General features: G+C 65.4%; 22 protein-coding genes. 12 read left to right on the forward strand and 10 right to left on the reverse strand.

Annotated features, from left to right (window positions below):
- Positions 1-95: 95 nt before the first annotated feature.
- From acnA to VIQ49_RS05960, 6 genes are all read left to right on the forward strand, one after another.
- Positions 96-2,894: an aconitate hydratase AcnA gene (gene acnA / locus VIQ49_RS05935; protein ID WP_331881965.1), complete on the forward strand. Its 2,799-nt coding sequence runs from the start codon at positions 96-98 to the stop codon at positions 2,892-2,894.
- Between the two features lie 17 nt (positions 2,895-2,911).
- Complete coding sequence (locus VIQ49_RS05940; protein ID WP_331881967.1) at positions 2,912-3,478, forward strand: helix-turn-helix domain-containing protein; 567 nt, start codon at positions 2,912-2,914, stop codon at positions 3,476-3,478.
- A 117-nt stretch (positions 3,479-3,595) separates the two neighbouring features.
- Complete coding sequence (locus tag VIQ49_RS05945; RefSeq protein ID WP_331881969.1) at positions 3,596-5,122, forward strand: AMP-binding protein; 1,527 nt, start codon at positions 3,596-3,598, stop codon at positions 5,120-5,122.
- Positions 5,123-5,232: 110 nt separating this feature from the next.
- A complete protein-coding gene (locus tag VIQ49_RS05950; RefSeq protein WP_331881971.1) occupies positions 5,233-6,837 on the forward strand; it encodes a GMC oxidoreductase in 1,605 nt (534 codons plus the stop codon).
- Between the two features lie 91 nt (positions 6,838-6,928).
- Positions 6,929-7,159: a hypothetical protein gene (locus VIQ49_RS05955; protein WP_331881973.1), complete on the forward strand. Its 231-nt coding sequence runs from the start codon at positions 6,929-6,931 to the stop codon at positions 7,157-7,159.
- 41 nt (positions 7,160-7,200) lie between these two features.
- Entirely contained in the window at positions 7,201-7,593 is a 393-nt protein-coding gene (locus tag VIQ49_RS05960; protein WP_331881975.1) for a hypothetical protein, read from the forward strand.
- Here VIQ49_RS05960 and VIQ49_RS05965 read toward each other — a convergent pair.
- Complete coding sequence (locus tag VIQ49_RS05965) at positions 7,577-9,208, reverse strand: ABC-F family ATP-binding cassette domain-containing protein (RefSeq protein WP_331881977.1); 1,632 nt, start codon at positions 9,206-9,208, stop codon at positions 7,577-7,579. The genes VIQ49_RS05960 and VIQ49_RS05965 overlap by 17 nt on opposite strands.
- 38 nt (positions 9,209-9,246) lie before the next feature.
- Here VIQ49_RS05965 and VIQ49_RS05970 point away from each other — a divergent pair, with 38 nt between their 5' ends.
- Positions 9,247-10,380: a lycopene cyclase family protein gene (locus tag VIQ49_RS05970; RefSeq protein WP_331881979.1), complete on the forward strand. Its 1,134-nt coding sequence runs from the start codon at positions 9,247-9,249 to the stop codon at positions 10,378-10,380.
- A gap of 15 nt (positions 10,381-10,395) precedes the next feature.
- Here the strand turns inward: VIQ49_RS05970 and VIQ49_RS05975 are convergent, their stop codons facing one another.
- From VIQ49_RS05975 to VIQ49_RS06005, 7 genes are all read right to left on the reverse strand, one after another.
- A complete protein-coding gene (locus VIQ49_RS05975) occupies positions 10,396-10,821 on the reverse strand; it encodes a metal-sulfur cluster assembly factor (protein WP_331881982.1) in 426 nt (141 codons plus the stop codon).
- Positions 10,818-11,288: a Fe-S cluster assembly sulfur transfer protein SufU gene (sufU, locus tag VIQ49_RS05980; protein WP_331881985.1), complete on the reverse strand. Its 471-nt coding sequence runs from the start codon at positions 11,286-11,288 to the stop codon at positions 10,818-10,820. The genes VIQ49_RS05975 and sufU overlap by 4 nt, the downstream gene beginning before the upstream one ends.
- Positions 11,288-12,610 carry a SufS family cysteine desulfurase gene (locus tag VIQ49_RS05985; protein ID WP_331881988.1) on the reverse strand — a complete coding sequence of 441 codons (1,323 nt, stop codon included), beginning with the start codon at positions 12,608-12,610 and terminating at the stop codon, positions 11,288-11,290. Before VIQ49_RS05985 ends, sufU begins: the two co-directional genes overlap by 1 nt.
- Before the next feature lie 44 nt (positions 12,611-12,654).
- Positions 12,655-13,425 (reverse strand): Fe-S cluster assembly ATPase SufC, encoded by a 771-nt coding sequence (sufC, locus tag VIQ49_RS05990; RefSeq protein ID WP_331881991.1) that lies wholly within the window; start codon positions 13,423-13,425, stop codon positions 12,655-12,657.
- 51 nt (positions 13,426-13,476) lie between these two features.
- Positions 13,477-14,595 carry a Fe-S cluster assembly protein SufD gene (gene sufD, locus VIQ49_RS05995; RefSeq protein ID WP_331882017.1) on the reverse strand — a complete coding sequence of 373 codons (1,119 nt, stop codon included), beginning with the start codon at positions 14,593-14,595 and terminating at the stop codon, positions 13,477-13,479.
- A 95-nt stretch (positions 14,596-14,690) separates the two neighbouring features.
- Positions 14,691-16,142 carry a Fe-S cluster assembly protein SufB gene (gene sufB / locus VIQ49_RS06000; RefSeq protein ID WP_331881993.1) on the reverse strand — a complete coding sequence of 484 codons (1,452 nt, stop codon included), beginning with the start codon at positions 16,140-16,142 and terminating at the stop codon, positions 14,691-14,693.
- Positions 16,139-16,894 carry a metalloregulator ArsR/SmtB family transcription factor gene (locus VIQ49_RS06005; RefSeq protein WP_331881996.1) on the reverse strand — a complete coding sequence of 252 codons (756 nt, stop codon included), beginning with the start codon at positions 16,892-16,894 and terminating at the stop codon, positions 16,139-16,141. The genes sufB and VIQ49_RS06005 overlap by 4 nt, the downstream gene beginning before the upstream one ends.
- A gap of 185 nt (positions 16,895-17,079) precedes the next feature.
- On the opposite strand from VIQ49_RS06005, the gene mptB reads away from it, so the two are divergent.
- The 4 genes from mptB (at position 17,080) to VIQ49_RS06025 (ending at position 21,800) form a co-directional block, all read left to right on the forward strand.
- Complete coding sequence (gene mptB, locus VIQ49_RS06010; RefSeq protein ID WP_414731585.1) at positions 17,080-18,939, forward strand: polyprenol phosphomannose-dependent alpha 1,6 mannosyltransferase MptB; 1,860 nt, start codon at positions 17,080-17,082, stop codon at positions 18,937-18,939.
- Between the two features lie 76 nt (positions 18,940-19,015).
- On the forward strand, positions 19,016-19,981 hold the full coding sequence (locus VIQ49_RS06015) for an ABC transporter ATP-binding protein (protein ID WP_331881998.1): 966 nt from the start codon (positions 19,016-19,018) through the stop codon (positions 19,979-19,981).
- The gene (locus VIQ49_RS06020; RefSeq protein WP_331882000.1) at positions 19,978-20,772 is read left to right on the forward strand and encodes an ABC transporter permease; all 795 of its coding nucleotides are present in this window, start codon (positions 19,978-19,980) and stop codon (positions 20,770-20,772) included. Before VIQ49_RS06015 ends, VIQ49_RS06020 begins: the two co-directional genes overlap by 4 nt.
- A gap of 38 nt (positions 20,773-20,810) precedes the next feature.
- Complete coding sequence (locus VIQ49_RS06025; protein ID WP_331882002.1) at positions 20,811-21,800, forward strand: heme A synthase; 990 nt, start codon at positions 20,811-20,813, stop codon at positions 21,798-21,800.
- A gap of 18 nt (positions 21,801-21,818) precedes the next feature.
- Here the strand turns inward: VIQ49_RS06025 and VIQ49_RS06030 are convergent, their stop codons facing one another.
- Entirely contained in the window at positions 21,819-22,112 is a 294-nt protein-coding gene (locus tag VIQ49_RS06030; protein WP_331882004.1) for a hypothetical protein, read from the reverse strand.
- An 85-nt stretch (positions 22,113-22,197) separates the two neighbouring features.
- On the opposite strand from VIQ49_RS06030, the gene VIQ49_RS06035 reads away from it, so the two are divergent.
- Positions 22,198-23,169: a quinone oxidoreductase gene (locus VIQ49_RS06035; RefSeq protein WP_331882006.1), complete on the forward strand. Its 972-nt coding sequence runs from the start codon at positions 22,198-22,200 to the stop codon at positions 23,167-23,169.
- Here the strand turns inward: VIQ49_RS06035 and VIQ49_RS06040 are convergent.
- Positions 23,162-24,239 (reverse strand): hypothetical protein (locus VIQ49_RS06040; protein ID WP_331882009.1); only part of this gene is annotated, 1,078 nt, incomplete at its 5' end. The genes VIQ49_RS06035 and VIQ49_RS06040 overlap by 8 nt on opposite strands.

The following is a 24,239-nucleotide window of genomic DNA, read 5'->3' on the forward strand; positions in this document are numbered from 1 at the left end:
CGACTCGTACCTGCCGGTGATCATGCCGACAAGAGCAAGGACCGGCGTCGCCCAGGCCGGCCGACAACACACGAAGAGTGGAGCTGACGTAAGCGATGAGTATCGATACATTTGGCGCCCGCGGCACGTTGACCGTTGGTGAGAACTCATACGAGATCTTCCGACTCAGCGCAGTCAAGGGAACAGAAAAACTCCCGTACTCCCTGAAGGTGCTGGCAGAGAACCTGCTCCGCACCGAAGACGGGGCCAACATCACCCAGGATCACATCAACGCGATCGCGAACTGGGACCCCTCATCCGAGCCCGACACCGAGATCCAGTTCACGCCGGCCCGCGTGATCATGCAGGACTTCACCGGCGTCCCCTGCATCGTCGACCTCGCCACCATGCGTGAGGCCGTCACCGCACTCGGCGGCGACGCCACCAAGGTGAACCCGCTCTCCCCCGCCGACATGGTCATCGACCACTCCGTGATCCTGGACGTATTCGGTCGCGCCGACGCCCTCGAGCGCAACGTCGACCTCGAGTACCAGCGCAACGGTGAGCGCTACCAGTTCCTGCGTTGGGGCCAGGGCGCCTTCGACGACTTCAAGGTCGTCCCCCCGGGCATGGGCATCGTGCACCAGGTCAACATCGAGTACCTGGCGCCCACCGTGATGACCCGCAACGGCCAGGCCTACCCCGACACCGGCGTCGGCACCGACTCGCACACCACCATGGTCAACGGCCTGGGCGTGCTGGGCTGGGGCGTCGGCGGTATCGAGGCAGAGGCCGCCATGCTCGGCCAGCCGGTCTCCATGCTGATCCCGCGCGTTGTCGGCTTCAAGCTGACCGGTGAGATCCAGCCCGGCGTGACCGCCACCGACGTCGTGCTCACGGCCACTGACATGCTGCGTCAGCACGGCGTGGTCGGCAAGTTCGTCGAGTTCTACGGCGCCGGCGTGGCCGAGGTTCCCCTCGCCAACCGCGCGACCCTGGGCAACATGAGCCCCGAATTCGGTTCCACCGCAGCAATTTTCCCGATCGACGGCGAGACCATCGAGTACCTGCGCCTGACCGGGCGCAGCGACGAGCAGCTCGCACTGGTCGAGGCATATGCCAAAGAACAGGGCATGTGGCACGATCCCGAGCGCGAGCCGGTGTTCTCCGAGTACATCGAACTCGACCTGAGCACCGTGGTTCCCTCGATCGCCGGCCCGAAGCGCCCGCAGGACCGCATCCTGCTGTCCGAATCGAAGACGGCGTTCCGCAAGGACATCCACAATTACGTCGAAGAGAACCACCCGACCGACCACACCCAGCTCGACGAGGCGATCGAAGAGTCGTTCCCGGCCAGCGATCCGGCCAGCCTGTCCTTCGCGGACGACGGCGCGATCGACGTCCTGTCGGCAGCCAACGGTGCGGAGGGCCGGCCCAGCAAGCCGATCAAGATCAGCGACGACGAGCGTGGTGAGTACGTCCTCGACCACGGCGCCGTGGTGGTCGCGGGTATCACCTCGTGCACCAACACCTCCAACCCGTCGGTCATGCTCGGCGCTGCGCTGCTCGCTCGCAACGCGGTCGAGAAGGGCCTGACCACCAAGCCGTGGGTCAAGACCAACATGGCTCCCGGATCGCAGGTCGTCACCGACTACTACGAGAAGGCCGGCCTCTGGCCGTACCTCGAGAAGCTCGGCTACTACCTCGGCGGTTACGGCTGCACCACCTGCATCGGTAACACCGGCCCGCTGCCCGAGGCGATCTCGAAGGCGATCAACGACAACGACTTGTCGGTCACCGCGGTGCTCTCCGGTAACCGCAACTTCGAGGGACGCATCTCCCCCGACGTGAAGATGAACTACCTGGCCTCCCCGCCGCTGGTGATCGCCTACGGCCTCGCCGGAACCATGGACTTCGACTTCGAGACCGACTCGCTCGGCAACGACAACGACGGCAACCCGGTCTTCCTGAAGGACATCTGGCCGTCCACGAAGGAGATCGAGGACACGATCCAGTCGGCGATCAGCCAGGACATGTTCCGCAAGTCCTACGCGACCATCTTCGCCGGGGACAGCCGCTGGCAGAATCTCTCGACCCCCGAGGGCGCGACCTTCGAGTGGGACGAGAACTCGACCTACGTCCGCAAGGCGCCGTACTTCGAGGGCATGGCGGTCGAACCGTCACCGGTCACCGAGATCAAGGGCGCTCGCGTGCTCGCATTGCTCGGCGACTCGGTCACCACCGACCACATCAGCCCGGCCGGCCCGATCAAGCCCGGCACCCCGGCAGCGCAGTACCTCGATGCCAACGGTGTGGAGCGGAAGGACTACAACTCGCTCGGTTCGCGTCGTGGCAACCACGAGGTGATGATCCGCGGCACCTTCGCGAACATCCGCCTGCAGAACCAGCTCCTCGACGGTGTCTCGGGTGGCTACACGCGCGACTTCACCCTCGACGGTGCACCCCAGTCGTTCATCTACGACGCGTCGCAGAACTACCAGAAGGCCGGCATCCCGCTGGTTGTCCTGGGCGGCAAGGAATACGGTTCGGGTAGCTCGCGTGACTGGGCCGCCAAGGGCACCAGCCTGCTCGGCGTCCGCGCGGTCATCACCGAGTCGTTCGAGCGCATCCACCGCTCGAACCTGATCGGCATGGGTGTGATCCCGCTGCAGTTCCCCGAGGGCGAGTCGGCCAAGTCACTGGGTCTCGACGGCACCGAGGTCTTCGACTTCACCGGCATCACCGAGCTGAACGAGGGCAAGACACCGAAGACGATCAAGGTCACCGCCACCAAGGAAGACGGCTCGGTCATCGAGTTCGACGCCAAGGTGCGCATCGACACACCGGGTGAAGCCGATTACTACCGCAACGGCGGCATCCTGCAGTACGTCCTGCGCAACATGCTCAAGAGCTGACGAGCGGACGCAGTCGGTTGCCCAAGGTAAGTCAAGACCACCTGGAAGCCCGGCGACGACAGATCCTCGACGGTGCGCGCCGTTGTTTTGCCGAGTTCGGCTACGACGGCGCCACCGTGCGTCGGCTCGAGGAGGCAACCGACTTGTCGCGGGGTGCGATCTTCCACCACTTCCGCGACAAAGAGGCACTGTTCCTGGCGCTGGCCCACGAAGATGCCGAGCGGATGGCAGATGTCGCGGCCAACGAGGGGCTGGTTCAGGTCATGCGGGACATGCTCAACCGTCCCGAGGAGTTCGACTGGCTCGGTACGCGGCTCGAGATAGCCCGGAAGCTGCGTACCGATCCGGGTTTCCGCACCGAATGGAAAGCGCGTTCGGCGGAACTGGAGTCGGCCACGCTGGCGCGCCTGGAGCGCCAGCGTACGGCCGGCCGCCTTCGTGACGATCTGCCCACGAGTGTTCTCGTCGCCTATCTCGATCTCATTCTGGACGGCCTCACAACGCGTCTGGCGTCCGGCGCGGCGACGGACGATCTCCATCAGGTGCTCGACCTCGTCGAGGAATCGGTACGCCGGTCCCACTAAGGATGTCCACCCACCTCGCCTGCCGCCGAAATGCCCGCGCGCGTCCCCGCCCCTGTGATAGTCCTGGTTAACATTTCGCGGTCGACCGACCGTGATCGCCAGAGCCGGAGGTCGTGCATGTTCCCGGGTAATTTTGTCGGCAGCTCACCGGACAAGGTCGCGGTGGTCCGCCCCGCAACCGGTGAATCGATCACCTATGCCAAACTCGACCAGCTCTCGACGAAACTGGCCCACCACCTGAGGGACATCGGACTCGGACGCGGCGACAACGTCGCCATGGTGTCCACCAATGACATCCGCATGCTCGTAACCTATTGGGCAGCACTGCGTTCGGGCATGTACATCACCGCGATCAACAATCACCTGACGGCCGAGGAGACCAACTACATCCTCGGTGACTGCGGCGCGGTGGCGCTGCTGGCATCGGCAGAGGCCGCCGAATCGGTGAGCCGCTCGGCCGAGGTCGACTCCGTGACCCACCGAATTGCCTGGGGCGGTGCGCTTCCCGGATTCGAATCGTATGATCAGATCCTGGACCAGGCCTCCGACGCCCCGCTCGCCGATCAGCCCCGCGGCCAGGACATGCTCTATTCCTCCGGCACGACGGGCCGTCCGAAAGGCATCAAGGTCCCACTGCAGGACGGCCAGGTCGACGAGGTCCCCGACCCTTACACGCCGGTGTTCTCCGCCATCTACGGCTTCGACTCGAACAGTGTGTACCTGTGTCCCGCTCCCCTGTATCACGCTGCGCCACTGCGTTATTGCGGGATGGTCAATTCGCTCGGCGGCACCGTCGTCCTGATGGATCGATTCGAACCCGAAACCGCACTCTCGCTGATCGACGAGTACCGGGTGACCCACAGTCAGTGGGTGCCGACCATGTTCATCCGGATGCTGAAGCTGCCGGAGCAGGTGCGGTCGAAGTACGACGTCAGCAGCATCGAGGCCGCGATCCACGCGGCGGCGCCCTGCCCGCCCGACGTCAAACGGGCGATGATTGAATGGTGGGGGCCGGTGATCGGCGAGTACTACGCCTCCACCGAGGGCGCCGGTGCCACATTCATAGACAGTGCCGGCTCGCTGGCCCATCCCGGATCCGTGGGCAAACCGCTGCTCGGGATCGTCCGGATCTGCGCCGACGACGGCAGCGAGCTACCCACCGGCGACATCGGCACTGTCTACTTCGAGCGCGACGAATTGCCCTTCGAGTACCACAACGACTCCGAAAAGACCCGGGACGCACAACATCCCGACCATCCGAGCTGGACGACCAGTGGTGACGTGGGCTACGTCGACTCCGACGGCTACCTCTACCTCACCGACCGCAAGTCCTTTGTGATCATCTCCGGTGGCGTGAACATCTACCCGCAGGAGGCGGAGAACGTCCTCATCGGCCATCCCGATGTATTCGACGTCGGCATCATCGGCATCCCGGACCCGGATCTCGGTGAGGTCGCCAAGGCCTGTGTCCAGCTCGAACCGGGAATCACCGGCAGCGACACCCTCGCCGAGGAACTCATCTCGCTCGTCCGCTCGCAGCTCGCCCACTACAAGGCGCCCAAGACGGTGGACTTTGTCGACTCACTGCCGCGGACACCGACCGGAAAACTGGTCAAGCGGGAACTCAAGAAGCGCTACGCCTGACCGGACCGTCCGGGTGCCGCCGCGGGCAGGCGACGGCTGACATCACCCCCTGTTAGGTGACCCTCACCTAACACGTATATGGTTCGCCTATCCATCAGGAAGGTGAACTCATGACCGGTTTGAACTCTGTCACCAGCCGGCGCGCCGTACTGCGCGCCGCCACCGCAGGTGCTGCCATCGCGGCAGCCGCGGCCATCGCGCCCCGCGCCACGGCCGTGACCGGCGGCCCCACCGCGATCGTGATCGGCAGTGGGTTCGGCGGTGCTGTTGCCGCACTGCGGCTGGGGCAGGCCGGCGTGGCAACCACCGTCTTCGAACGTGGCCGTCACTGGCCGATCGGACCGCAGGGCGACACCTTTGCCACGTTCACCGGTCCCGACGGGCGGGCCGCATGGTTCAGTGACTCCGTCGGAATCACGGCATCGGTGGGTATTCCGGTGAGCCGGTATCCCGGCATCCTCGACCGTGTGAAGGGCAATGGCATCGACTCCGTCTACGGCGCCGGTGTCGGCGGCGGATCGCTCGCGTTCGGCGCTTTCACGCCGATACCTCGGAGGATGGATTTCGATCACGTCTTTCCGGCCGGGACGGGCTACGACGAGCTCGCCGCGACCTACTACCCCCGCGCCAAGAACATGTTGAACGCCTCACCTCTGCCGACCGACATCATGAATCACCCCCGATACATCGGTACGCGCGCCTGGCGGGACACCGCCGAACGGTACGGCAGGGAATTGGTGTCGTTCGACTACGCCATCGACTGGGATATCGTGCGTGCCGAGCTCGAAGGACGTGCTGTGGCATCGGTGACCAACGGAGAGTTGGGATTCGGTGTCAACAGCGGTGCCAAGAACTCGGTGGACCGCAACTATCTGCCCGCAGCAGTGGCCACCGGCAACGTGACCATCAACGCGATGCACGAGGTATACGAGATCCGACCGCGCGATCGGCACAGGGGTTTCGTGGTGTCGGCGCGAGTGATCGACGACCAGCATCGCACGGTGCGTACCGTGACGGCCGAGGCCGATTACCTGTTCATGGCGGCCGGTTCCTTCCACACCACCCGCATGCTGGTCGAGGCGCGGGCAAAGGGAACGCTCTCCGATCTGTCACCGAAGGTCGGGGCTGGATTCGGAGCAAATGGCGACTTCCTGACTGCTCGGACGGCACTGTCCGACGACTATGGACCGATTCAGGGAGGCCCGGGATACGGCCGACTGTATGAAGATGATCTACCCGGCGGTCCGGCATCGATCGTCTATCACTCGACTCCCCTGCCCGCGCCCCTCGGCAAGGCCGCGACCACCAACCTCATCCAGGTGCACAGCGATGATCGCGGCACCATCGATTTTGACCACAGCACTGGCACTGCGGTCCTGAACTACCCTTTTCCCGAAGGAAACACTCTCGATCAGCGGGGTGCGGCTTTCGCCGAACAGTTCCGCCGGCGGGCCGAGAGCGACCACGGGCGAGCGGTCAGCGGCATTCCGATCTACTCCCGCGCGGTCGGATTCGGTTCGGCAAGCACCTACCACGGCCTCGGCGGTGTGGTGATGGGGAAGGCCGCCGACGAGAACGGAAAGATCCACGGCTACGACAATCTGTACGTCACGGATGGTTCGTACCTGCCCGGCGCGGTGGGGCTCGTGAATCCGTCGCTGACCATCACCGCGATCGCCGAGCGTACGATGGATCGCTTCGTGGCCAATCTGTAGCCGGGCTCACCAAACCCCTGACCAGCCAGTCTGTGTGGACGCTGAGAGGGAGTGGGTAGGAGCGTCCATCGCCGCCATATGTTCGACCGGGGTGTCGACGACCGTTCTCGAACGCGGCCGGCGATGGCCGATCACGCCGGACGGCAACACCTTTGCGACCGTGAACCAGGCCGACGGCCGCGCGGCCTGGTTCAGCACGAAAGCGCACATCAACGGCCTGCTGTCACCGCCGATCAATCCGTATCCGGGTCTGATCGACCGCATCTTCGGCAATGAAGTCGACGCGCAATCTACGGCGCCGGTGTCGGCGGTGGGTCCCTGACCTTCGGGATGTTCACCTCGGTCCCGCCGGATCGACTTCGAATGATCTTCCCGGCGTCGGCGAACCACGACGAACTCCTCAGCACATACTTCCCGCGCGCCAAACAGGTCCTCGGCTGTGCGCCGCTGCCCGCCGACTTCGCGGTCGACTGGGGCATCGTCCGCGATGAACTGCGAGGACGGAGGAAGGCTTCGGTCAGCGTCGGCGAAGGGCCGTACGGCATCAATTCCGGTGCCAAGAACTCGGTCGACTACCTCTTCATGGCAGCCGGATCCGTCTACACCACGTCGCTTCTGGCGTCCGCGCGCGCACGAGGAACCGTTCCGGCACTGTCGACGAGCATCCCTCTGACCGAAAGTGGTGGCTTGTGGCGAGCGCGACCTGGGCGTTTGCTCGCCAAAACCCACCAAGATCGGGTCAGGCGAGCTCGATGATCTCCTGGTAGTCCGCCGACCAGTGGTCCTCGGTGCCGTCAGGCAGGAGGATCACCCGTTGCGGATCGAGCGCGGCGGCCGCACCCGGGTCGTGAGTCACCAGTACCACGGCACCCTTGTAACTGCGCAGCGCGTCGAGCACCTGCTCACGGGAGATCGGGTCGAGGTTGTTGGTCGGTTCGTCGAGGAGCAGGACGTTGGCGGCCGACGACACGAGTCCGGCCAGGGCCAGACGCGTCTTCTCACCACCGGACAACGTGCCGGCCGGCTGATCGAGCTGCGGACCGGTGAACATGAACGCACCGAGCAACCCGCGCAGATCCTGCTCCCCCGCATCGGGTGCGGCGTGACGGATGTTGTCCCACACACTCGCGTTGTCGTCGAGGGTGTCGTGTTCCTGCGCGAAGTAACCGATCTTCAAGCCGTGACCGGGTTCCAGCGTGCCTCGTTCGGCCTTCTCGGTTCCGGCGAGCAGTCGGAGCAGCGTGGTCTTGCCGGCACCGTTGAGACCGAGCACCACAACTCGACTGCCGCGGTCGATCGCGAGGTCGACGCCGGCAAAGATCTCCAACGACCCGTACATCTTCGTCAGGCCCGACGCCATCAGCGGGGTCTTGCCGCACGGCGCGGGATCCGGGAACCGGATCTTGGCGGTCCGGTCGGCCACCCGCTCCTCGTCGAGGTTGTCGAGCATGCGATCGGCTCGCTTGAGCATGTTCTGTGCAGCAACGGCTTTGGTCGCCTTGGCGCCCATCTTCGCGGCCTGCACGCGCAGAGCGCCGGCCTTCTTCTCGGCGTTCGCGCGCTCGCGCTTGCGGCGCTGCTCATCGGTGGCACGGGCGTCGAGGTACTTCTTCCAGCCCATGTTGTAGATGTCGGGTTCACCGCGCACGGCGTCGAGGAACCACACCCGATTGACGACGTCGGCGAGCAGTTCGACATCGTGGCTGATCACGATCAGGCCGCCGTCGTGATTCTGCAGGAAACCGCGGAGCCAGCCGATCGAGTCGGCGTCGAGGTGGTTGGTCGGCTCGTCGAGGAGCAGGGTGGTGCCGGACTTGCCGCCACTGCCGTCGGACGCCGCGAACAGGATGCGGGCGAGCTCGATCCGGCGGCGCTGACCACCGGACAGGGTGCGCAGCGGCTGGGCCAGGACGCGGTCGGGCAACCCGAGACTGTTGCAGATCCGGGCTGCTTCGGACTCCGCGACGTATCCACCGAGTGCCGAGAAGCGATCCTCGAGCTGTCCGTAGCGCTGCACGGCCTTGTCGAGGATCTTGTCGTCGGCGGCTTCTGCCATCAGAGCCTGTTGCTTCTCCAGATCGCGCAACAGGACGTCGAGACCGCGGGCCGAGAGCACCCGGTCCTTCGCAATGACCTCCAGATTGCCCTCACGGGGATCCTGGGGCAGATAGCCGATCTCTCCACTGTTGGTCACCGAACCGGCGTAAGGCTCGCCCTCACCGGCCAGAATGCGCAAGGTGGTTGTCTTGCCGGCACCGTTGCGGCCCACCAACCCGATGCGGTCACCGGGTTGCACCCGTAGCGCCGGACCAGGGGCGCTCAGTAGGGTGCGTACGCCCGCGCGTACCTCGAGGTCAGTTGCCGTAATCACGACGTGCCAGTGTACGCCAAGAAGATACGGTCGCCTGTATGCGGAATTCCGGTGAGCATCGGGACCTGGTCGTCGTCGGAGCCGGCCCGGCCGGTCGGGCGCTGGCACATCGTGCTGAAACCTCTGGACTGCAGGTCGCACTGATCGACCCCGCGCCGGATCGCGGATGGACCGCCACATACGGGTCGTGGGCCGACGAACTGCCCGGCTGGGTCGATTCCAAATCCTTTGCGGCGCAATCGCCGCAGGCCGTTGTGTACACGCCGCGGAGGAGGGTCGTCGACCGCTCCTACGTCACCTTCGACACCGGCGGATTGCAACGGAGCCTGCCGGTCACGGACGATGCCGTGATCGGGTCCCGGGTGATGCAACTCTTCGACGACCACGTGGTCGTCGAGGGCAACCGCCGTGTCAAAGCCCACACAATTGTCGATGCGAGAGGTCTGCGGGCCACCGACGCACCTGCACAATCCGCCTATGGCGTTGTGGTCGACGCGGATCTGGCCGACCGCTACCTGGAGGCAGTCGAGACGGTGCTGATGGATTGGCGCGGCGCGGCGCGGGGCACTCCACCGTCATTTCTCTACGCCATATCGCTCGGTGGGAATCGTGTCCTGCTGGAGGAAACCTGCCTGGCCGGTATACCGGCACTACCGATCGGCGAACTCCGGAATCGGTTGCACACCAGGCTGTCCGGCCATGGCATCACGGCGGCCGACATCGACGACACCGACGACGAGAAGGTCTGGTTCGCTTTGCGCCGCCAGAGCGGTGTCCCGTGGAAGGACCGGCCGCTGCGCTTCGGCAGCGGCGGGGGGATGATGCACCCGGCCACCGGATACAGCCTCGCGGCAAGTCTGCGCGAGGCCGACACCGTGGTGAACGCCCTTGTGAATCAGCAGGATCCGCGCCGAGCGCTGTGGAACCGCCGAACCCGGGCCGTGTACCGGCTGCGGGATCGCGGACTGACGTCACTCCTGGGACTCGACCCCATCGACGTCGTCCGGTTCTTCGACGGATTCTTCGATCTACCGGTCGCCGATCAACGCGCCTACCTCAGTTCCCGCGACGACCTCGCCGGAGTGGCCCGCGCGATGACGCGTGTGGTCGCACACACCGACCGCGCCGTGGCCTACAAGGTCATGCGCGGTGCGGTGATGCGGCGACAGTGATCAGACGATGACGGATCAGACGGTGAAGCCGAGCGCCCGCAGTTGTTCGCGGCCGTCGTCGGTGATCTTGTCCGGGCCCCACGGCGGCAGCCAGACCCAGTTGAGTTCCATGTCGGTGCACAGACCCGAGGTGACCAGCGCATTGCGTGCCTGATCCTCGATGACGTCCGTCAGAGGGCAGGCAGCCGACGTCAGGGTCATGTCGATCTTGGCAACCGCGTCGTTGTTGACGTCGAGGCCGTACACCAGACCGAGGTCGACGACGTTGATGCCGAGTTCGGGGTCGACCACGTCACGCATGGCCTCTTCGATGTCGTCGATCGACGGCAACGAGGTCGCCACCGCGGCGGGCACCGCCGGAGCGGCGGGTGCCGACTGTGTGGCAGGTGCTGCGTCTTCCGCGACCTGGGTCGAGCCTTCAGGTTCTGATGTTGCTGTCATACCGACTCCCTAGCCGAATCCTGTGTGCCGGCAACGGTTTGCGCCAGCGCGTCTTTGAATGCCATCCAGCCCAGCAGTGCACATTTCACGCGAGCCGGATATTTGCTGACCCCGACGAAGGCGATGCCGTCGCCGATCACGTCCTCGTCACCTTCGACGGAGCCGCGTGAGGTCATCATGGTGTTGAACGAATCCACGGTTGCCAGAGCCTCTGTCACGCTCTGACCGACCAATTGCTCGAACATCACCGAGGTGGAGGCCTGCGAGATCGAGCAGCCCTGTCCGTCGTAGGAGACGTCCGCGACGGTCTCACCGTCGTCGGAGAGGGCAACCCGCAAGGTCACCTCGTCGCCGCACGTCGGGTTGACGTGATGGACCTCGGCGCCGAAGGGATCGCGCAGGCCGCGGCCTTGCGGATGTTTGTAGTGATCCAGGATGACTTCCTGGTACATCTGTTCCATACGCATCAGAGCGCCACCCCGCCGGATGCATTGTCGCCACCGGCTTCGCGCACGCCGAAGAACTCCTGGGCCTTCACGATGGCGCGAGCCAGCGCGTCGACTTCGTCGAATGTGTTGTAGGCGGCGAACGACGCGCGTGCGGTGGCGGCAACGCCGAAACGCTTGTGCAGCGGCCAGGCACAGTGATGCCCCACGCGGATGGCCACACCCTCGTCGTCCAGGATCTGGCCGAGGTCGTGCGCGTGGATACCGTCGACGACAAAGGCCACCGCACCCCCGCGCTGCTCCGAGGTCGCCGGACCGATGATGCGGACACCCTCGATGGCGCCGAGTGCGGACAGCGTCGCCTCGACGAGTGCATGTTCGTGTGCCGCAATGGCGTCCATGCCGAGGTCTTGCAGATAGCGAACAGCGGCGCCCAACCCGATCACCTGGGAGGTCATCGGCACGCCTGCCTCGAAACGCTGCGGCGCCGGCGCGTAGGTCGAGACCTCCATGGAGACCGTCTCGATCATCGATCCGCCGGAGATGAACGGCGGCAGCTGCGCAAGCAGTTCACGCTTGCCGTACAGCACGCCCACCCCCGAGGGCCCGAACATCTTGTGGCCCGAGAACGCCGCGAAATCCACATCCAGTTCGTGGAAGTCCACAACCATGTGCGGGACGGACTGGCAGGCATCAAGCACCACCAGCGCACCGACACTGCGGGCGCGACGCACCATCTCGGGTACATCGGCCACGGCACCGGTCACGTTCGACTGATGGGTGAACGCCACCACCTTGACGGAGTTGTCGAGTTCCAGCGAGTCCAAGTCGATCCGGCCCTCGTCCGTGACGCCGTACCACTTCAGAGTTGCCCCGGTCCGGCGGCAGAGTTCCTGCCACGGAACCAGATTGGCGTGATGCTCGAGCTCGGTGACGACGATGGTGTCGCCGGGGCCGAGTGCTGCGCCGCCGAGCACCGGGGCGCTGCGGTCGTCACCGAGCGTGTAGGTGACCAGATTCAACGCCTCTGTGGCGTTCTTGGTGAACGCCAACTCGTCGAAATCGACGCCGACGAAGCCGGCGACCACGGCGCGTGCGTCCTCGTAGGCGTCGGTCGCCTCTTCGGCCAGCTGATGCGCACCGCGGTGGACAGCGGCATTGCAGGTGACCAAGAACTCACGTTCGGCATCGAGGACCTGCACCGGACGTTGGCTGGTGGCACCGGAATCGAGGTACACCAGCGGCTTGTTGTCGCGCACCGTGCGACCCAGGATCGGGAAGTCGGCGCGCACAGCGGTCACGTCCAGGGCCGTCGAAGCGATCGTCTCATCGATGCTTGTCATGTCTGGCCTCCTGAAAGAAGTGCGGACGAAGGGTCGATCCGGGATCAGGCGGTCGCCGCCTGGGCGAACCGGATGTAGCCGTTCTCCTCGAGCTCGTCGGCGAGCTCCGGTCCGCCCGACTCGACGATGCGGCCGCCGACGAACACGTGTACGAAGTCAGGCTTGATGTAGCGCAGGATGCGCGTGTAGTGGGTGATCAGCAGGACGCCACCGTTCTCGCGATCCTTGTAGCGGTTGACACCTTCGGAGACCACGCGCAGGGCGTCGACGTCCAGGCCCGAGTCGGTCTCGTCGAGGATCGCGATCTTCGGCTTGAGCAGACCCAGCTGCAGGATCTCGTGACGCTTCTTCTCGCCGCCGGAGAATCCCTCGTTGACGCTGCGCTCTCCGAACGACGGGTTGATCTCCAGTTCGTTCATCGCCTCTTTGCTCTCCTTGACCCAGAGACGGAGCTTCGGTGCCTCGCCGCGCACGGCGGTGGCAGCGGTGCGCAGGAAGTTAGACATCGACACACCCGGCACCTCGACGGGGTACTGCATCGCCAGGAACAGGCCGGCGCGGGCCCGCTCGTCCACCGACATCTCCAGGACGTTTTCACCGTCGAGGGTGATCGTGCCCTGCGTCACTTCGTATTTCGGATGTCCGGCGATGGCGTACGACAGCGTCGACTTGCCCGAGCCGTTGGGGCCCATGATCGCGTGGGTGGCGCCCGAGGAGATGGTCAGGTCGACACCCTTGAGGATGTTGATGGGTTCGGCATCGGCATCGGTCTGCTTGACGTTGACGTGCAGATCACGGATTTCCAAAGTGGCCACGGTATTTGAGTTCCTTGCTGATATCTGGGGAAAGTTTGTGCTTGCGGGCGATCAGGCGCCGGCGGCCTCGAGCTCGGCTTCGATGGCGGCTGACAGCCGGTCGCGCAGTTCCGGGACCGCGATCTTGGCGATCACCTCACCGAAGAATCCGCGAACGACCAGGCGGCGGGCCTCGTCCTCGGGGATGCCACGAGACTGCAGGTAGAACAGGTGCTCATCATCGAAACGCCCGGTGGCGCTGGCGTGTCCGGCACCGACGATCTCGCCGGTCTCGATCTCCAGGTTGGGCACCGAGTCCGCACGTGCACCGTCGGTCAGGATCAGGTTGCGGTTCAGCTCGAAGGTGTCGGTGCCCTCTGCGCCGGCGCGGATCAGCACGTCGCCGACCCAGACCGTGCGGGCCTCGTGGGCACGATCGCCCTCGACACCCTGGAGCGCACCCTTGTAGACCACGTTCGACCGGCAATGCGGCTGCGAATGATCCACCAGCAGATGCTGTTCCAGATGCTGTCCCGCGTCCGCGAAGTACAGGCCCCACAGTTCGGCGTCGCCGCCGGGCGCGTCGTAGTGGACCACCGGGCTCAGGCGAACCAACTCGCCACCCAGGCTGATCGCGAAGTGGCGCAACACCGCATCCCGGCCGAGCCGGTTGTGATGGGCGGCCACATGCACCATGTCGTCGGCCCAGTCGTGGACATTGAGGACTGTCAGATGTGCGCTGTCACCGACGATGAACTCGATGTTCTCGCCGTAGGTGCCACTGCCCGTCTGATCGATCACAACAGTTGCCTTGGCAAAGGGCTCGAGCCGGACCTGCAGGTGACCGAATGCGGTCTCGCCCACACCCGGTCCCTCGACCACCACGGTGACGGGCTCGGCGAGTTCGACCTCTTTGCCCACGGTGATGACCGTCGCCGAGGTGAAGGACGAATATGCCTGTGCGGCAATGCGATCGAACGGCACGCCGCCCTGACCCAGTCGTTTGTCGTCGCGACCGACGGTTTCGACGGTCACACCGTCGACCGCTCCGCTCACCACGGTGGTCGCCTCGGCCGTGCGCTGTGCGCCACCGTCGTGCAGGCCACGCAGCTTACGGAACGGGGTGAATTTCCACGCCTCGTCCTTGGAACGGGGCACCTCGAAGGCGTTCACGTCGAATGACGTGAACATCGCACCCTTGTTGACGGCGGGTCGAGACTCGCCGCCCCGCGACGGCGGCCGGCTGTTCTCGCCCTCCACGGCACCGACAACACCTGTGGCAGAACTCATCCGACGGAGCCTTCCATCTGCAGTTCGATCAGCCGGTTGAGTTCCAGCGCGTATTCCATCGGGAGTTCCTTGGCGATCGGCTCGACGAATCCGCGAACCACCATCGCCATCGCCTCGTCCTCGGTCAGACCGCGGCTCATGAGGTAGAAGATCTGATCGTCGCTGACCTTGGAGACCGTGGCCTCGTGACCCATCGTCACGTCGTCCTCGCGGATGTCGACGTACGGGTAGGTGTCCGAGCGGCTGATCTGATCAACGAGGAGCGCATCACACTTGACCGTCGAACGGCTTCCGTGGGCACCCTTGTTGACCTGGACGAGACCGCGGTACGACGCTCGCCCACCACCACGCGCCACCGACTTGCTGACGATGTTCGACGAGGTGTTGGGAGCCAGGTGCACCATCTTCGAACCGGTGTCCTGATGCTGCCCGGGACCTGCGAACGCAACCGAGAGAACCTCACCCTTGGCGCCCTCACCGGTCATCCAGACCGCCGGGTACTTCATGGTGACCTTGGAACCGATGTTGCCGTCGACCCACTCCATGGTGGCGCCGGCCTCGGCCTTGGCCCGCTTGGTGACCAGGTTGTAGACGTTGTTCGACCAGTTCTGAATGGTGGTGTACCGGCAGCGGCCACCCTTCTTCACGATGATCTCGACAACAGCGGAGTGCAGCGAGTCGGTCTTGTAGATCGGCGCGGTGCAACCCTCGACGTAGTGCACGTATGCACCCTCGTCGACGATGATCAGCGTGCGCTCGAACTGACCCATGTTCTCGGTGTTGATCCGGAAGTAGGCCTGCAGCGGGATGTCGACGTGCACACCCGGCGGGACGTAGATGAACGAGCCACCCGACCAGACCGCGGTGTTCAGTGCGGAGAACTTGTTGTCGCCGGCCGGGATGACCGTGCCGAAGTACTCGCGGAACAGTTCGGGCTGCTCCTTCAACGCGGTGTCGGTGTCGAGGAACAGGACACCCTGCGCTTCGAGGTCTTCACGGATCGAGTGGTACACGACCTCGGACTCGTACTGCGCCGCGACACCGGAGACCAGACGCTGCTTCTCGGCCTCGGGGATGCCCAGCTTGTCGTACGTGTTCTTGATGTCCTCGGGCAGATCGTCCCACGTGGCGGCCTGCTTCTCGCTGGACCGCACGAAGTACTTGATGTTGTCGAAGTCGATGCCGTCGAGGTCGCTGCCCCAGTTCGGCATGGGCTTGCGATCGAAGATCGAGAGCGCCTTGAGGCGCGCGGCAAGCATCCACTCGGGCTCGCTCTTCTTGGACGAGATGTCCGCGACGACCGCCTCGGACAGGCCGCGCTGGGCGCTGGCACCGGCGACATCGGAATCGGACCAGCCGTATCCGTATGAACCGAAAGAGTCGATCGTCTCTTCCTGCGTCAGAACGTCCGCCGATGCTACTGCGGGGGTCGGGTCTGTGACCGTCATATGTGACTCCTTCCGGAGGCTACCGATGCCGACGCGGACTGGGCGCCGACCTGATTTGCCGCCTGCATTTTTGCAAGTGGCACGTGGGTGGTGCATGCGCAGTCGCCGTTGGCGATCGTTGCCAGACGCTGCACGTGTGTACCGAGTTTCGCGGTGAACACCGCGGTTTCTGCTTCGCACAATTCCGGGAACTCGGCGGCCACATGCGCGACCGGGCAATGGTGCTGGCAGATCTGCACACCATTTCCAACGCGACGGGTGGTCGCAGAAAATCCCGCACTGGTCAAAGCTTCGGCAATCTGTTCTGCGGTGTTCTCGAGATCTTCCGCCGAACTGCCGGATACCGGCACGTCAGACATGATTTCCTGCGCGCGCTCCATGGCGAAGTCGGTAACCGCCTCCTCGCCACCGATCTTGCGCAGGCGGCGCATGACGGCGCCGGCCAGGTCGTCGTAGGCGTGCTTGAGGCGACCACGACCGCTCGATGTGAGCTGGAAATGCTTGGCCGGACGACCACGACCACGCTGTGCATAGCGCGGCGCCGCGGTCGAGACCACATCACCCGAGGCGATCATCGCGTCGAGATGGCGACGAACCGCTGTGGGGGTGATGCCGAGCTCGTCGCTGATGTGCACCGCGGTGACCGGCCCCTGCTCGAGAATGAGGGTGACCACAGCGGCCCGGGTCTGTCCGTCGTGGCTGACCGGAACCGGGGATTCAGCTCCGATGTGTGTGCCCGGCGCAGCAGACATCGATACCCCTTCCGGGGCATGCGAGGTATCAGCGGCCGTTTTCACAACACAAGTGTTACCGAAATAGATTCCGATTGCTAGCAAGGGTCACCTTGCTTGACCAACGCCACACCTGCGAGCGTGCCGTGGCGCTCGCCACCGCGGGCCGGGCGGGCAGAATCGATCAGGCGATTACAGTCTCCTCTGTGCCGGATATCGCAGCCCCAGAAGTCGACCCTCCCGTCGGCCCCGAGAACGCTGCCCCGGGATCTCGGGGTCCGATCCGCGCAGAATTCCGCAAGGCTCTCGAATACCTGGGCCTACGACGCGTCGGAGAACCCGAACCCGACAAGGACGCCACCGGCGACTACGGGCTGGCGGTCGCCCGGCTGCACGGCGACGAATCCGAGGCGGGGCCTCTCACGCCCGCCGAGAACAAACGCCTGCTCCGGATCCGGGTCTTCGGTTCCCTCGGTTCGGTCCTCATCCTCGTCGGGTCGTTGGGGACCGGCGCGCTCCCGGTGCTGCAGAATCCACTCGCCGGTATGCGCGTGCTGTCCCTGCCGTCGCGGATGTGGCCGACTGCACTGACGTTCTCCCTGACCGGTGTGGTGATCCTGGTCCTCGCCTGGCTGTTGCTCGGGCGATTCGCCGTCGGGCGTCTAGGTGTCGACGTCATGAAGGACCGCTCACCGACTCGGCGGATGACCCGCAGTCAGGCCGATCGGACGCTGCTGGTCTGGATCATCCCCTTCGTGCTGGCACCGCCGATGCTCAGCAAGGACGTGTACTCGTATCTCGCCCAGAGTGAGATCGCGGCGCGTGGCCTCGATCCCTACTCGATCAGTCCGGCCACGGGACTGGGCATCGACCACGTGTTCACGCGCTCGGTGCCCAACATCTGGCGTGAGACACCGGCGCCCTACGGTCCCCTGTTCCTCTGGCTCGGTGACCAGATCACCCACCTGACCGGTGAGAACATCCCGGCCGCCCTGGCCGCACACCGGGTGCTGGCGCTGCTCGGCGTGGGGATGATCGTCTGGGCGCTGCCCCGCCTGGCCCGCCGCTGCGGGGTGTCGCCCGTCGCCGCGCTGTGGCTCGGCGCGATGAATCCGCTGCTCATCCTGCATCTGGTCGGCGGCATCCACAACGAGGCGCTGATGCTCGGCATGATGCTTGCCGGACTCGAATTGTGCTTCCGGGGTATCGATTCACCGATGCGGCTCCGAAAACCGGGTTCTGTATTGCCGAGCCGGCCGGGGTGGATCCTGATCGCCGGCGTGGTGGTGATCGCCGGGTCCGGGATGATCAAGGTCTCCTCGTTGCTGGCGCTGGGCTTTGTCGGTGTGGCGCTGGCCCGTCGCTGGGGCGCCACCCTTCCGGCACTGCGGCATGCCCCGGTGCGCGAATACTGGCAACGCTCCAGGCGCAGCGTGCTCGCCTTGCTCGGCGCGGCCGGGCTCCTGGTCACGATCCTCGTTCTCGTCACCGTTCTCATCTGCGTCGGGACCGGACTCGGCTTCGGCTGGACGAAGACCTTGTCGACCGGCGGAGTGGTGCGTTCCTGGATGTCGATGCCGACGTTCATGTCGGTGACGACCGGCCGGGTCGGTGTTCTCCTCGGGCTGGGCGATCAGACCCAGGCGATGCTCGACGTCGCCCGTCCGGTCGGCCAGGTCATCGCGGCGATCTTGGTGGTGCGCTGGCTGCTCGCAGCATTGGCCGGCCGCATCCACCCCGTCGGGGCCCTCGGCCTCGCGATGGGCAGCTTCGTACTGTTCTTCCCGTTCGTTCAGCCCTGGTATCTGCTGTGGTTCATCATCCCGCTCGCCGCCTGGGCCACGGGGCGATGGTTCCGCATCATCGCGATCACACTGTCGGCGGTCATGGCCATCGTCGTGCTCCCCACCGGTGCGGGGACGCGCGGCTTCCAGCTGGCCGAGGCAATCGTCGCGGCCATCCTCCTTGTGGCCATACTCACAGCACTGTTCTTCGAGGAAATGCCATGGCAGCGGCGCAAGCGCGTGAACACCGAGAACGCCGGGGCGGCATCCGTTACCAGGTGAGCCGGGGAGTCAGCGCGTGCCCCGGGGTGTCACCCGTATTCGGACTCAGCGCGCCGGCAGCATACTCTTGGTCGTTGTGAACAGCCCGTCGTACGCTCCCGGGGTCACCGGTGCCGCGGCGACCGGACCCGCCTTGTCAGTCAGAGGCCTGGTCAAGAGATTCGGTGAGACAACCGCGGTCGGCGGCCTCGACTTCGAGCTCCAGACCGGCGAAATCCTGGCGATCCTCGGCCCGAACGGCGCCGGCAAGACGACCACCGTCGAAATCTGCGAAGGCTTCGCCGCCCCGGATGCCGGTGAGGTCACGCTTCTCGGACTCGACCCGATCGCCGACAACGAAGCGGTCCGCAGCCGGATCGGCGTGATGCTCCAGGGTGGTGGCGCCTACCCGGGCGCACGAGCGGGCGAGATGTTGGCGCTGTGCGCCGCATACTCCGCTGATCCCATCGACCCCGATTGGCTGTTGCAGAACCTTGGGCTCGTCGACGCCCAGCGCACGCCGTATCGCCGGCTGTCGGGTGGACAGCAACAGCGTCTGGCGCTCGGGTGTGCACTCGTGGGACGTCCGGAGGTCGTGTTCCTCGACGAACCGACCGCCGGCATGGACGCCCACGCCCGGATCATGGTGTGGGAGTTGATCGACCGACTCCGGTCCGACGGTGTATCGGTGTTGCTCACCACACATCTGATGGACGAGGCGGAGGAGCTCGCGGATCAGTTGCTGATCATCGATCACGGGGTCGAGGTCGCGAAGGGCTCCCCCGCCGAACTCACCAGCCGTGGCGCCGAGAACGAGCTGCGCTTCCACGCGCCCCGCGGACTCGATATGAAATTGCTGGAAGCTGTACTGCCAGAAGGCTATTCGTGCCAGGAGTTCTCACCCGGCGGGTACCTGGTCACCGGCCACGTCACCCCTCGTGTTTTGGCCACCGTAGTCGGATGGTGCGCAGATATCGACGTACTGGCAACCGACCTACAGGTCGAGACTCGGAGTCTGGAAGACGTGTTCCTCGATCTGACCGGCCGTGGGATCCGCGAATGACCACCACCCCGACCAGCAGCGGCAACCGCTTCGCCGCAGGCACATTCACCCCTCGTCCGCGGGCCGCGTCGATCCACAAGATGCTCGCCGCACAGTCCCGCATCGAATTGCTCCTCCTGGTGCGCAACGGCGAACAACAATTGCTGACGATGTTCATCCCGATCACGATGCTGATCGGTTTGTGTCTGTTGCCCGTCGGCGACTTCGACGAGTCCCGCCCCGACATGTTCGTCCCGGCGGTCATGACGGTTGCGGTGATGTCCACCGCCTTCACCGGTCAGGCGATCGCCGTCGGATTCGATCGCAGGTACGGCGCGCTCAAGCGACTCGGTGCCACACCGCTGCCGCGATGGGGCGTGATCGCCGGCAAATCGATAGCCGTGGCCATCGTCGTCAGCATCCAGGCGGTGATCCTCGGTGTCCTGGGGTTGATCCTGGGCTGGGATCCCTCGCCGGGCGGATTGCTCCTCGGCATCCTCGTGATCGCCATCGGCACGCTGGTGTTCTCCGCGATGGGCCTACTGCTCGGCGGCACCCTCAAGGCCGAGGTCGTGCTCGCCCTGGCCAACCTCCTCTGGTTCGCATTCATCGGGATCGCCTCGATCGTCGTGGTCGGGGACAACATCCCGACCGCCGTCGAGTGGATCGTCCGCTGCACGCCCTCCGGGGCCCTGAGCGAGGCGCTGCATCAGGCAACGGCCGGTTCGCTCGACCTGATCGGTATCGCCGTGCTGGCTGCCTGGGGTATCGCGGCCGGTGTCGCGGCGGTCCGTTACTTCAAGTTCACCTGAGCCCCGACCGTCAAACCCGGCACCCTACGATCAATAACGTGTATCGCTTGTTTGTCCGGCTCGTCGACCGGCTCCCGCTCCCCTCACTCCGCTTCCAGATCTTCGCCGCTGTGGCGGTGGTGCTGACACAGGCCGGCATTGCGGTGACGGGGTCGGTGGTCCGGGTCACCGCATCGGGGTTGGGTTGCCCGACGTGGCCGCAGTGCTTCCCCGGCAGCTTCACGCCGGTCCAGCACGACGAGGTCGATGCGATCCACAGGGCCGTCGAGTTCGGCAACCGGATGCTGACGTTCCTGGTGGTCCTGGCCGCGGCGATCATCGTGATCGCGGTGACCCGCGCGCGTCGCCGCTACGAGGTCCGCGTCTACGCCTGGCTGATGCCGGCCTCCACCATCGTCCAGGCCGTGATGGGCGGCATCACCGTGCTCACCGGCCTGCTGTGGTGGACGGTGGCCATTCACATGCTGCTGTCGATGGGCATGGTGTGGCTGTCGGTTCTGCTGCTGGAAAAGGTCCGCGAACCCGACGACGGCGTGGCCGTGGCCGTGGTCCCCGCACCGCTGCGCTGGCTCGCGGTGGTCTCGGCGGTACTGATGACCGGTGTCCTCATCGCCGGCACGATGGTGACCGGGGCCGGGCCGCACGCGGGCGACAAGAGCATCGACAAGCCGGTTCCACGATTGAAGATCGAGATCACCACACTCGTGCACCTGCACGCCGACCTGCTGATCGCCTACCTGTCGGTGTTGGTCGCAATCGGGTTCGCGCTCTTCGCCGTCGCCGCGCCGACGGGACTCAAGAAACGTCTCTACGTGGTGGTCGGAGTCGTCTCCGCGCAGGCACTGGTGGGTGTCACGCAGTACATCACCGACATTCCGGCCGCACTCGTGGTCGTCCACGTCGCAGGCGCCGGAGCCACGGTGGCTGCCACGGCTGCCCTGTGGGTGGCCATGCGGCCGCGACAGGCACCGGCGACATCCGGGCCGGAGTCATCGGGTCAGCCGATCGAGGCCGCAGCTGCGTCGTAACCCGGCGCTCGCCGGGCACTAGGTGTTCGCGACCCAGCCCGCCATCTTGCGGTAGTGCGACGTGTCCACCGTGGCCGCCGAGGTCAGTTCCCGATCCCACTCCCCGACCTGGAGGCCATCGACCTGCTCGACGATCGACTTCGCCGTGTCGAGGTCGGCCACCACCTGGTCACCGAGGATGCCGCCGGCACCGCCGACGAGAGTGATCCGCACACCGGCTGCGCCGATGGGCTGCAAAACCGCCGTTGCCGACCCGCCTTCGCGCGCCACGTACTTACTGATCGCTGCGATGACCGCCTTGTGCTCGCTCATTGCCACAGCATAGTTGCCGTGCTGACGGGTCCGAGATGGGACACCCCGCTGTGTACCACCGCCATCAGTGGGTACAACTACAGTCATGCGCGCGATCCAGGTAAGCCGCCACGGCGGGCCCGAAGTCCTCGAATTCGTCGAACTCCCCGACCCGGAGCCGAAGCCGGGCGAGATCCTCGTTCGGGTCGCGGCGGTCGGCGTGAACTACATCGACACCTACCAGCGTGCGGGCATCTACCCGATGCAGTTGCCGTACATACCCGGCAGCGAAGGCTCCGGTGTTGTTGTCGCGGTCGGCGACGGCGTCGAGTCGCCCTCGGCGGGCCAGAGGGTGGCCTGGTGTGATGCCCCCGGCAGCTACGCCGAACTCGTGACGATGCCCGCTCATGTCGCGGTGGCGGTTCCGGATGCGGTGAGCGATGAGGTGGCCGCGTCCGCACTGCTGCAGGGCATGACCGCCCACTACCTTCTGGACGGCTCGGCCCATCCGAAAGCCGGCGACACGGTCCTGGTGCACGCCGGCGCCGGTGGGGTCGGACTGGTACTGACGCAGATCGCGAAGGCCAAGGGCATCCGGGTCATCACCACTGTGTCGAACGACACCAAGGAAGAGTTGTCGCGCGGCGCGGGTGCCGACGAGGTGCTTCGGTACGGCGACGATCTCGCCGAGCGCGTGCGGGCCCTCACCGCGGGCGCAGGTGTGGCGGTCGCCTATGACGGTGTCGGTGCCGACACCTTCGACCAGAGCATCGACGCGACCGCCGTACGCGGAACGGTTGTCCTGTTCGGGGCGGCCAGCGGTCCGGTTCCGCCGTTTGACCTCCAGCGTCTCAACGCCGCCGGGTCACTCTCGGTCACGCGGCCGACCATCGCACATTTCATCGCCGATCCCGCTGAACGGGCCTGGCGGGCCGGGGACGTGATGACCGGCATCAGCAGCGGGATGGTGAAGGTCCACGTAGGCAATCGGTACACGTTGCCCGAAGCCCCCCGCGCCCACACCGATCTCCAGGCGCGGGCCACGAGCGGCTCCGTGGTCTTGTTGCCGGTCAGCTAGGCGTGAACACCGGCTCGTCGACGGACAGGTCGACGTCGCCGTAGAGATACTGGGTGTCGGTCTCGGTCTTGGTCTCCCCGGGCCGAGTCCCCGACGCCTTGGTCCGATACGTCACCGACCACGGTAGGTCGCCGCTGATCGACACCTGATTGGGGTCGTCATAGCCGAGCGAGTACTCCACCGCGCCAAGGTCGGTGGGCGCGGTCCACACCGCTGAACCCGGTTCCGCGTCGAATGCGTAGACGGTTTGCTCGCAGCCGGGCTTGTCGATGCTCGAGTCGGTCTCCTTCGACAACGCGCAGTTGTCGACGTAGGTCTGCAACGCCGACTGGACGGCCGCGGTACCGGTGGAACTCAGGTCGACGGTCGGTGAGCTGGTCGATCCATAGCTGCTCCCTGACATCGCGAACTCGTTCGGCTTCTCGTCGACGACGGTGAAGTTCTTGTTCGACGTTCCCCATTCGACGGGGCCGGGGAACACGTAGATCTTCGACTCCTGGTCGACGGGCACGCCGAACACCGTCAGTCCGGGGATCCCGTCTTTGAAGTACGAGATGTCGACCGCGACGGCACCGTCGTCCAATCGCCAGTCGCCGCCGGTCATGCTCAGCATGAAGGTCTCGTCGGCTTTTCGGTCACCGAACATGTACGTGGCCTGGACAGTCGCCATGCTGCTGGAGTCGTTGGTGTCGATGATCTTCACGTCGGTGATCGGGGCGATCTCCTGTTGCTTCTTGAGGATGTCGTCGGTGAGGAGGAGTTCTGATGCCGGCGCCTTCATCAGACCGAGCGCCTTCGCCGCATCACCGTCGGCCAGGGCCTGCAGGTACGACTCAACCGCCGCATCGGGCTCGCCGGAATCGCTGTCGCCGCTGAAGGCGACGACCAGAGACACGACCAGGCCCACGATCACCACCGCGGCGACAACACCCAAGGCGATGAACAACGGCTTTTTCGACTTCGGAGGTGGGACCTGCCCACCCCCGCCGCCCTGCGGCCATCCTCCCGGCGCGGGCTGGCCATAGGGCTGATAGGCGCCGTAGTTGGGGTCACCGGCGGGCGGCTGCCCC

This window comes from Williamsia sp. (genome assembly GCF_036566845.1).
Classification (GTDB): Bacteria; Actinomycetota; Actinomycetes; order Mycobacteriales; family Mycobacteriaceae; genus Williamsia.

Coding starts and splice junctions, on each gene's coding strand:
- acnA (WP_331881965.1), top strand. CDS start 96: ATGAGTATCGATACATTTGGCGCCCGCGGCACGTTGACCGTTGGTGAG.
- VIQ49_RS05945 (WP_331881969.1), top strand. CDS start 3,596: ATGTTCCCGGGTAATTTTGTCGGCAGCTCACCGGACAAGGTCGCGGTG.
- VIQ49_RS05950 (WP_331881971.1), top strand. CDS start 5,233: ATGACCGGTTTGAACTCTGTCACCAGCCGGCGCGCCGTACTGCGCGCC.
- VIQ49_RS05960 (WP_331881975.1), top strand. CDS start 7,201: ATGATCTTCCCGGCGTCGGCGAACCACGACGAACTCCTCAGCACATAC.
- VIQ49_RS05970 (WP_331881979.1), top strand. CDS start 9,247: ATGCGGAATTCCGGTGAGCATCGGGACCTGGTCGTCGTCGGAGCCGGC.
- VIQ49_RS05975 (WP_331881982.1), bottom strand. CDS start 10,821: ATGACAGCAACATCAGAACCTGAAGGCTCGACCCAGGTCGCGGAAGAC.
- sufU (WP_331881985.1), bottom strand. CDS start 11,288: ATGCGTATGGAACAGATGTACCAGGAAGTCATCCTGGATCACTACAAA.
- VIQ49_RS05985 (WP_331881988.1), bottom strand. CDS start 12,610: ATGACAAGCATCGATGAGACGATCGCTTCGACGGCCCTGGACGTGACC.
- sufD (WP_331882017.1), bottom strand. CDS start 14,595: ATGTTCACGTCATTCGACGTGAACGCCTTCGAGGTGCCCCGTTCCAAG.
- sufB (WP_331881993.1), bottom strand. CDS start 16,142: ATGACGGTCACAGACCCGACCCCCGCAGTAGCATCGGCGGACGTTCTG.
- VIQ49_RS06005 (WP_331881996.1), bottom strand. CDS start 16,894: ATGTCTGCTGCGCCGGGCACACACATCGGAGCTGAATCCCCGGTTCCG.
- VIQ49_RS06020 (WP_331882000.1), top strand. CDS start 19,978: ATGACCACCACCCCGACCAGCAGCGGCAACCGCTTCGCCGCAGGCACA.
- VIQ49_RS06030 (WP_331882004.1), bottom strand. CDS start 22,112: ATGAGCGAGCACAAGGCGGTCATCGCAGCGATCAGTAAGTACGTGGCG.
- VIQ49_RS06035 (WP_331882006.1), top strand. CDS start 22,198: ATGCGCGCGATCCAGGTAAGCCGCCACGGCGGGCCCGAAGTCCTCGAA.